General features: G+C 70.8%; 8 protein-coding genes and 2 rRNA genes. 2 read left to right on the top strand and 8 right to left on the bottom strand.

The features are described from left to right. Positions 1 to 174 precede the first annotated feature (174 nt). Positions 175 to 522, top strand: a complete 348-nt coding sequence (locus G5C60_RS47815; RefSeq protein WP_165270084.1) for an SCP2 sterol-binding domain-containing protein — start codon at positions 175 to 177, stop codon at positions 520 to 522. A gap of 16 nt (positions 523 to 538) precedes the next feature. Here the strand turns inward: G5C60_RS47815 and G5C60_RS47810 are convergent, their stop codons facing one another. The 4 genes from G5C60_RS47810 to G5C60_RS47795 form a co-directional block, all read right to left on the bottom strand. Next, positions 539 to 1450 (bottom strand): ABC transporter ATP-binding protein, encoded by a 912-nt coding sequence (locus G5C60_RS47810; RefSeq protein WP_241267597.1) that lies wholly within the window; start codon positions 1448 to 1450, stop codon positions 539 to 541. Positions 1451 to 1463: 13 nt separating this feature from the next. After that, entirely contained in the window at positions 1464 to 2597 is a 1134-nt protein-coding gene (locus G5C60_RS47805) for an iron chelate uptake ABC transporter family permease subunit (RefSeq protein WP_165270080.1), read from the bottom strand. Next, positions 2594 to 3637: an iron chelate uptake ABC transporter family permease subunit gene (locus tag G5C60_RS47800; RefSeq protein ID WP_165270078.1), complete on the bottom strand. Its 1044-nt coding sequence runs from the start codon at positions 3635 to 3637 to the stop codon at positions 2594 to 2596. The genes G5C60_RS47805 and G5C60_RS47800 overlap by 4 nt, the downstream gene beginning before the upstream one ends. Positions 3638 to 3747: 110 nt before the next feature. Then, on the bottom strand, positions 3748 to 4776 hold the full coding sequence (locus G5C60_RS47795) for an HAD hydrolase-like protein (protein WP_165270077.1): 1029 nt from the start codon (positions 4774 to 4776) through the stop codon (positions 3748 to 3750). 72 nt (positions 4777 to 4848) lie between these two features. Between G5C60_RS47795 and G5C60_RS47790 the strand changes: the two genes are divergently transcribed. Further along, positions 4849 to 6138 carry a DUF1015 domain-containing protein gene (locus G5C60_RS47790; protein WP_165270076.1) on the top strand — a complete coding sequence of 430 codons (1290 nt, stop codon included), beginning with the start codon at positions 4849 to 4851 and terminating at the stop codon, positions 6136 to 6138. A gap of 74 nt (positions 6139 to 6212) precedes the next feature. Here G5C60_RS47790 and G5C60_RS47785 read toward each other — a convergent pair whose 3' ends face one another. From G5C60_RS47785 to G5C60_RS47770, 4 genes are all read right to left on the bottom strand, one after another. Next, positions 6213 to 7037 (bottom strand): tetratricopeptide repeat protein, encoded by an 825-nt coding sequence (locus G5C60_RS47785; RefSeq protein WP_206440905.1) that lies wholly within the window; start codon positions 7035 to 7037, stop codon positions 6213 to 6215. Continuing rightward, positions 6929 to 8155: a hypothetical protein gene (locus tag G5C60_RS47780; protein ID WP_165270075.1), complete on the bottom strand. Its 1227-nt coding sequence runs from the start codon at positions 8153 to 8155 to the stop codon at positions 6929 to 6931. Before G5C60_RS47780 ends, G5C60_RS47785 begins: the two co-directional genes overlap by 109 nt. 355 nt (positions 8156 to 8510) lie before the next feature. Continuing rightward, positions 8511 to 8627 (bottom strand): 5S ribosomal RNA (rrf, locus tag G5C60_RS47775). A 110-nt stretch (positions 8628 to 8737) separates the two neighbouring features. Then, positions 8738 to 8834: ribosomal RNA gene (locus G5C60_RS47770) — 23S ribosomal RNA — on the bottom strand; the annotation flags it as partial.

The raw sequence follows: 8834 nt of genomic DNA, 5'->3' as shown, positions 1-8834 counted from the left end.
GGCGGCGGGGTCGTATGCGGGTCCGGCCCGGAGCCCGTCCTCGGCTTCAGTCTCCGGTCCGCCTTCGGGCCAGTCTTCGGGCCCGTCCTCGGGTTCGACCTCTGGTTCGGCGGAAAGCTCCGAGTCGCTCATGCCCCGACGCTACCGCGAAGCGCTGGGGTACCGTCGTCCGCGATGGCCACGATTGAGGAGTGCCGCAGCGCACTCGACAAACTCTCGGACAACATGGCGGGTGCGGAGGGCGGCGTGCGCAGTGCCGCTGCCCTGGACCGCTCGCTGAGCTGCCGTATCACCGACCTCGACATCACCTTCGTCGGCCGTCTCAGGGACGGCCGGATCGAGGTGCTCGACACGGTGCAGGGCCTGCCGCCGGAAAAGGCCCAGATCCGGCTCACGATGGCCGGTGACGACCTGGTCGCCCTGGTGGACGGCGAGCTGAACTTCGCGAAGGCCTGGGGCTCGGGCCGGGTCAAGCTCGAAGCGGGCCTGCGCGACCTGCTCCGGCTCAGAAAGCTGCTCTGACCCGCCCTGACCCCGTTCAGGAGCTCTTCGCGACGCTGACGGCAGCGGTCGTACGCGCCTTCCGCGCCGCCGGCACCACCAGCGGCGTACCCGTCTCCGGATCGTCGATGACCTGGCAGCGCAGCCCGAAGACCTCCTCGACGAGCTCGGCCGTGACGATGTCCGACGGCGTGCCCTGGGCGATGATCGAGCCCTCGCGCAGGGCGATGAGGTGGGTGGCGTACCGGGCCGCGTGGTTGAGGTCGTGCAGCACGGCGACCAGGGTCCGGCCCTGTTCCTCGTGGAGTTCGGCACACAGGTCGAGTACGTCGATCTGGTGCTGGATGTCGAGGTAGGTGGTCGGCTCGTCGAGCAGCAGCAGCGGGGTCTGCTGGGCGAGCGCCATGGCGATCCAGACGCGCTGGCGCTGGCCGCCGGACAGTTCGTCGACATAGCGATCGGCCAGTTCGGCGACGCCGGTGGAGGCCATCGACTCCCGTACGACCCGCTCGTCCTCGGACGACCACTGGCGCAGCAGCCCCTGGTGCGGGTAGCGGCCGCGGCCCACCAGGTCGCCGACCGTGATGCCGTCGGGCGCGATCGACGACTGCGGCAGCAGCCCGAGCGTCCTGGCGACCTTCTTCGCGGGCATCGACTGGATGACCTGTCCGTCGAGCAGCACCCGGCCCTGGGCCGGCTTCAGCATCCGGGACAGGGCGCGCAGCAGCGTGGACTTGCCGCAGGCGTTCGGGCCGACGATCACGGTGAAGGAGTTGTCGGGTATCTCGACCGACAGCTGCTCGGCGATGACCCGCTGGTCGTAGGCGAGGGTGACGTTCTCGGCGGACAGCCGGTTCGCGGACGGGCGGTTCACAGTGCCAGTGCTCCTTGTGGTGTTCGTGTTCGGCCCGCCGCCGGCGCCGGCGCGGTTGTTGCCCTCTGCGTTCATGTCCGGTCCGCTTTCATATCCGGCCGGCCTTGCGCTCGGTGACGAGGAGCCACAGCAGATAGACGCCGCCGAGCACTCCGGTCACCACACCGACGGGCAGCTGGTCGGCGCCGAAGGCCCGCTGTGAGGCCCAGTCCGCGGCGACCAGCAGGGTGGCGCCCATGCACATCGCGGGCACCAAGTTCGGTCCCGGTGAGCGGGTGAGGCGCCGGGCGAGCTGAGGAGCGGTGAGCGCGACGAAGGCGACCGGGCCCGCGGCGGCGGTGGCGGCCGCGGTGAGCAGCACGGCGGCCAGCATCAGCAGCATCCGCGTCCGCTCGACCCGCACCCCCAGTGCGTACGCGACGTCGTCGCCCATCTCCAGCATGCGCAGCCCGCGCGCGTTGCCGAGGACGAGGGGTACGAGGACGGCGCACAGTCCGAGCAGCGGCCAGACCTGGTCCCAGTCACGGCCGTTGAGCGAGCCGGTCATCCACACCACCGCGCGGGCCGCGTCGACGAGGTCGGCCTTGGTGAGCAGATAGCCGTTGACGGCCACGGCGATCGCGGAGACACCGATACCGACCAGGACCAGTCGATACCCGTGCACGCCCCGATTCCAGGCGAGCACATAGATGGCGAGTCCGGTCACCAGGCCGCCGACGAGCGCCCCGAGGGTGACCTCGTTCGCGCTCCCCGAGAACAGCACGATCATGGTGAGCGCGCCGGCCGTCGAGCCGTGCGCGAGGCCGAGCACGTCCGGACTGCCCAGCGGATTGCGGGAGATGGCCTGGAAGAGCGCGCCGCCGAGCCCCAGCGAGGCCCCCACCAGGAGACCGACGAGAACCCGCGGCAGCCGCAGCTCGTTGACGATGAACTCCTGCCCCGCGTCCCCGTTGCCGAGCAGGGTCTTGAGGACGTCCGCGGCCGGGATCGGGAAGTCGCCGGTGCCGATGAGCACGACACTCGCGGCGAGCGCGGCCACCAGCAGCAGGACGACGACGGTGAACGAGCGGACGTCGAGACGGACCGAAAGGCCGCCGCGGGTACGGACGGCCCGGGCGCGGAACGGCCGGGCGGGGCCGTCCTGATCGGGACCGGCCTGGTCGGCACCGGCCCGGTCGGGACCGGCCTGGTGGTGACCGGCCTGCTTGTGTAGGACCTTCACAGCTGAGCCGTCCTCCGCCGTCGTACGAGAAAGATGAAGACCGGGCCGCCGAGGATCGCGGTGACGATGCCGACCTGCAGCTCCGCCGGCCGCGCGACCATCCGGCCGATCACGTCGGCGCCCAGCAGCAGCACCGGCGAGAGCACGGTGGCGTACGGCAGGATCCAGCGCAGGTCGGGCCCGGTGAAGGACCGTACGACGTGCGGGACCATCAGCCCGACGAACACGATCGGCCCGCAGGCGGCCGTCGCGGCACCGCACAGCAGGGTCGCGGCCGCCATGGACAGCGCGCGGGTGCGGCCCAGATGCGCGCCGAGCGCGCGGGCGGTGTCGTCGCCCATGGCCATGGCGTTCAGCGGCCGGGCGAGGGCCAGCGCCAGGACCGTACCGATCGCGAGGAACGGCAGCACCTGCTCGATGGTCCTGTCGGTGGCCGAGGACAGCGAACCGACCGTCCAGAAGCGCATCTTGCCGAGCGCCGCCTCGTCCATGATCATCACGGCCTGCAGATAGCCGTAGAGCGCGGCGCTGATCGCGGTGCCGGCGAGCGCGAGCCGCACCGGCGTCGCGCCCCGGCTGCCGCCGAGGACGTACACCAGCACCCCGACCGCGGCCGCGCCCCCGAAGGCGAACCACACATAGCCGCTCAGCGAGGTGACGCCGAAGTAGGTGATGGCCGTGACGACGGCCGCGGACGCGCCCGCGTTGATGCCGAGCAGTCCGGGATCGGCCAGCGGATTGCGGGTGAGCGCCTGCAGGACGGCCCCGGCGAGGCCCAGCGCGGCGCCGACGAGCAGCCCGAGGACGGTACGCGACAGCCGCTCGCTCACCACGACGTCGCCGTACGTGCCCGTGTCCTGGAACAGGCCGTGCCAGACCTGGCTCAAGGACAGCTCTTTCGCGCCGATCGCGATACTCGCCAGCGCGATGAGCACCAGGACGGCGACGGACAAGAGGAGCCCAGCGGCCCGTATCGCCCGGCGGGTTGGGGGCGCGGGGGCGGTCTCCGCGCTTGGTTCGGGGGGACTGTCGACCAACACGCAGTTAGGTTAGCCTACCCTCCCCATTTGGCTCGATCCGTGCACCTGACGCCCCGCGCACTCCCTCCGCTCCCCCGGTCCCTTGAGGCCGAAACCCCGGCCCCATGGGTTCAAAGCCCCAGCCGCGCCAGCGCTTTACCCCCGTCCAGCCCGCATGTCCCTTCCCCGGCCGCCGTCCAGGCGGCAGCGCACAGCGCCCGCAGCCCGTCGAGCGCCTCGCCCTCGCCCTCCAGTTCCAGCCGCTCCGTTCCGGCCGTGGCGGTCCAGCCGCCGCAGCGGAACCCGTCGCCCGCCTCCACGACCTCGGGCTGCCCGGTCAACAGCCCCCGCAGATCGGCGTCCACGTACGTCGGCCGGTGCTCCGGCGAGGCGGCGAGGAGCTGCGCGCCGTCCGTCACCCCGGTCAGCACCAGCAACGAGTCCACCTCACCGTTGAACGCCCCCTCGATGTCCGTGTCCAGCCGGTCCCCGACCACCAGCGGCCGCACCGCCCCAGTCCGCAGAATCGTCTCCCGGTGCATCGGAGGCAGCGGCTTTCCGGCCACCTGCGGCTCGGCACCCGTGGCGATGCGCACGACCTCGACGGCCGCCCCATTGCCCGGAGCGATCCCGCGCGCGCTGGGAATCGTCAGGTCGGTGTTGGAGGCGAACCACGGCACCCCGCGCGCGATGGCGTAGCAGGCCTCCGCGAAGCGGCCCCAGGGCAGCTCAGGCCCGCCATACCCCTGAACGACCGCCACCGGCTCGTCCTCGGCCGACTCGACGGGTACGAGTCCACGCTCACGCAGCGCGACCCGCAGCCCGTCCCCGCCGATCACCAACACCCGCGCCCCCGCGGGCACTTGCTCGCTGATCAGCCGGGCCACGGCCTGCGCCGAGGTGATGACGTCCGACCCCTCGGCCGGTATCCCCAGCTCCGTGAGGTGCGCGGCCACCGTGTCGGGTGTCCGCAGCGCGTTGTTCGTGACGTACGCGAGATGCATCCCGCCCGCACGAGCGGTGCCCAGCGACTCCACGGCGTACGCGATCGCCTCCCCGCCCGCATACACCACCCCGTCCAGGTCGAGCAGCGCCGTGTCGTACGCCTCGCTCAGGGGCCGGTCACTCCCCTCGGGCCGCGTCCTCACGGTCTGGCTCATTTCGCATCGCTCCTCGCTCGTTCCCTTTCCCCCGATCATCCCGCATGCCACTGACACACTTACGATGCATCAATGAACACGGCAGGTCCCGCGGACGTAACGGCACGCATGGGCCTTGATCTCACCCCGTTCCGGGGCCTGCGCTACGACCCCGACCGGGTCGGCAGCCTCTCCGCCGTGACGTCCCCGCCGTACGACGTAGTCGTACGGCCCGACGGACTGCACCACCTCGAATCGGCCGACCCGCACAACATCGTCCGCCTGATCCTCCCCCAGGCCACGACCCCCACCGCCCGCAACAAGAAGGCGGCGGACACCCTGCGCCGCTGGCTGTCCGAGGGCGTCCTGACCACCGACTCCGAGCCGGGCCTGTACGTCTACGAACAGCGCGACGGCGACGGCATGCTCCAACGCGGCGTTATAGGCGCCCTGCGTCTCTCGGAGCCGTCGCACGGCGTGGTCCTGCCGCACGAGGACGTCATGCCGCACGTGGTCGCGGACCGCGCGGACCTGATGCGCGCCACGTCCGCGAACCTCGAACCCCTGCTCCTGACCTACCGCGGCGACGGCTCCGCAGCCGACACGACCGCCGTCATCGAGCGCACCGCCCACCACACGCCTCTCCTGGCCACGACCACGGAGGACGGCTTCAGCCACCGCCTGTGGTCGGTGACCGACCCCGGTGACCTGACCGCCATCCAGAAGGATCTGGCGCGCCACCAGGCCCTCATCGCGGACGGCCACCACCGCTGGGCGACCTATCTCCGCCTGCGCGCCGAACACCCCTCCCCCAGCCCCTGGGACTTCGGCCTGGTCCTCCTGGTCGACACCGCGCGCTACCCGCTCCGCGTCCGCGCGATCCACCGTCTCCTGCACCACCTGCCCGTCGCCGACGCCCTCACCGCCCTCGGCGACTCCTTCCGCGTACGCCACGTCGAAGGCCCTCTCTCCGCAGCGCTGGAGGCCCTCTCCGTAGCGGCCGCCGAGGGAAATGCCTTCCTCCTTGCGGGCGACGGCGCCTTCCACCTGGTCGACCGCCCCTCTCCCGACCTTCTCGCCCGTACGATCCCGGCCGACCGCCCGGAGGCCTGGCGCACCCTCGACGCGACGGTCCTGCACGCCGCACTCCTCGACCACCTCTGGCGCATTCCGGACGTGCCGGAACACATCGCGTACATACACGACACCGCCGCCACAGTCGCCAAGGCCGAACGCGACGGCGGCACGGCCGTCCTGATGCACCCGGTCCGCGAAGAAGTCGTACGCGACCTGGCGAGCCGGGGCGTCACGATGCCCCGCAAGTCGACGTCGTTCGGCCCGAAACCGGCATCGGGTCTGGTACTGCGCGCACTCGGGCACTGAAAGGCGACTGAAACGCGGATGGGCGGGACCCCTTGGGATCCCGCCCATCCGCTCATACGCCTCCTACGTGGGCGTCAGTCCTCGAGGTCGCCCTCGTCGACCTTCTCGGAGTCGCCCTTGACCGGCGCGGGCGCCGAAGCCTCGGAAGTCTTCACAGGTTCGAACTCGGGCTCGGTGTCAGTTTCGCTGTCCCTGTCGTTGCCGCTGTCGCTGTCGCTCTCGTCGAGTGCGTCGACGAACTCGACGCCGTCCATCTCGGCGAGCCGGTCCGAGGCGTCCGTGGTGCCGTCCTTGTCGGACTCGACAGCCTTCGCGAACCACTCCCGCGCCTCGTCCTCACGACCGGCCGCGAGCAGCGCGTCGGCGTAGGCGTAGCGCAGCCGCGCCGTCCAGGGCTGAACCGAGTTGGAGGCCAGCTCGGGGCTCTGCAGCGTCACGATGGCCGCGTCGACCTGCCCCATGTCCCGCCGCGCCCCGGCAGCCACGAGCCGCATCTCGACCTGACCCGCCTTGTCGAGCTTCTGCACCTCGGGCGCCCCGGCCATCTCCATGGCCTTCTCGGGCCGCCCGAGACCACGCTCGCAGTCCGCCATGACGGGCCACAGGTCCACGCTCCCGGTCATCCGCCGCGCGGCCCGGAACTCGGCGAGCGCCTCGCTGTACTTCTGGTTCGCGTACGCCGCGAAGCCGGCCGCCTCGCGCACGGCGGCCACCCGCGACGCCAGCCGCAGCGCGACCCTCGAATAGCCGTACGCCCCCTCGGGGTCCTCGTCGATGAGCCTGGCCACCATCACCAAGTTCTTGGCGACATCCTCGGCCAGCCCCTTCGGCAGGCTCTGCAGCTCCTGCCGTACATCCTTGTCGATCTCCTCGCCCGTGACGTCCTCGGGGATCGGCAGCCGCTTGATCGGCTCGCGATCGCGGTCCCGCTCATCACGGAAGCGCCCGCCGCCACGACGGTCATCACGCTCCCGGAAGCCACCGGGTCGACCACGGCTGTCCTCGCGCCGCGGCCCACGGCCACCACGCTCGTCCCGCCCGCGCTCGTCCCGCCCACGGAAGCCACCACGGCTGTCGTCCCGCCGGAAACCACCACGGTCCCCGCGATCGCTGTCCCGACGGTCGTCACGATGCCCGTAGCTGGCACGGTCGCCTTGCCGCTGGTCATCACGACGGTCATCGCGCCGATCGTCCCTGCGGTCATCGCGGCGGAAACCACCACGGTCGCCACCACCGCGGCCCTCATCACGACGAAAACCACCACGATCGCCACCACTGCGGCCCTCGTCACGCCGGAAGCCACCACGGTCACCGCCACCACGGCTGTCGTCCCGACGGAAACCACCACGGTCGTCATCGCGACGGAGAGCCGGACGCTCCCCTTCACGCCGGAACCCACCGCGGTCACGGTCGTCCCCCCGCCGATCGTCGCGGCGGAAACCGCCGCCACGATTCTCTTCCCGACGGAAACCGCCACGCTCCCCACGGTCCTCACCACGGCGATCGTCCCGCCGGAAACCGCCACGGTCCCCACCAGCGCGGCCCTCGTCGCGCCGGAAACCGCCACGGTCACCGCCACCACGGCTGTCGTCCCGACGGAAACCACCGCGGTCCCCACCAGCGCGGCCCTCGTCACGACGGAAACCACCACGGTCACCACCGCTGCGGCCCTCGTCACGCCGGAAACCGCCACGATCACCGCCACCACCACGGTCATCTCGACGGAAGCCGCCGCGATCGTCGTCCCTACGGTCGTCGCGGCGGAGACCGCCGCGGTCATCATCGCGACGGTCGTCACGACGGAAGGCCGGACGATCGCCATCGCGCCGGGGGCCACCACGATCGCGGTCGTCCCGACGCGGCCCACCCGGACGGTCCTCGCGCCGGAACGCCGGACGGTCTCCGCGATCCCGGTCGTCGCGCCCACGGAAGCCGCCACTGCCGCGGTTGCCATCGCGGCTGTCATCGCGACGGAAGCCGCTGCGGTCGCCACGGTCATCACCACGGCGGTCGTCACGACGGAAGGCCGGCCGGTCACCTTCGCGACGGGGGGCAGCACGGCTGTCATCCCGACGGGAACCACCACGGTCACCGCCACCACGGCCGTCATCACGACGTTCGTCGCGCCGACCGTGGCCGCCCCGGTCGTTGTCGCGGCGCGGCGCCCCTCGGGAGCCGCCGCGGTCACCACTGTCCCGGCGGCGCTGATCGCGCTCCGGTCGCTCATCGGGAGAGTTGGTGGACATGGTGACTCCTGTCTTAGGTACCGCAAGTCATTCTCGCGCAGTTTCGGGTACCCTGCGCGCTTCGGAAAAACAAAAAAGGACCTCTGGTCCCAGCGAGTCGCTGGGACCAGAGGTCCTCCAAAGATTGTTCGGCGGTGTCCTACTCTCCCACAGGGTCCCCCCTGCAGTACCATCGGCGCTGTAAGGCTTAGCTTCCGGGTTCGAAATGTAACCGGGCGTTTCCCTCACGCTATGACCACCGAAACCCTAATGGTTTCGAGCGAACAAGCACACTCTTCAGTTAAATGTTCTGTTCTACTCAAAGCCGACAACGGTTCGTTGTCTCAGAACCAACACAGTGGACGCGAGCAGCTGAGGACAAGCCCTCGGCCTATTAGTACCAGTCACCTCCACCGGTTGCCCGGCTTCCAGATCTGGCCTATCAACCCGGTCGTCTACCGGGGGCCTTAA

This window comes from Streptomyces scabichelini (assembly GCF_011045015.1).
Classification (GTDB): domain Bacteria; phylum Actinomycetota; class Actinomycetes; order Streptomycetales; family Streptomycetaceae; genus Streptomyces; species Streptomyces scabichelini.
Note: the sequence above shows the minus strand (reverse complement) of the source record. Positions and strands in the feature narration are given on the sequence as shown.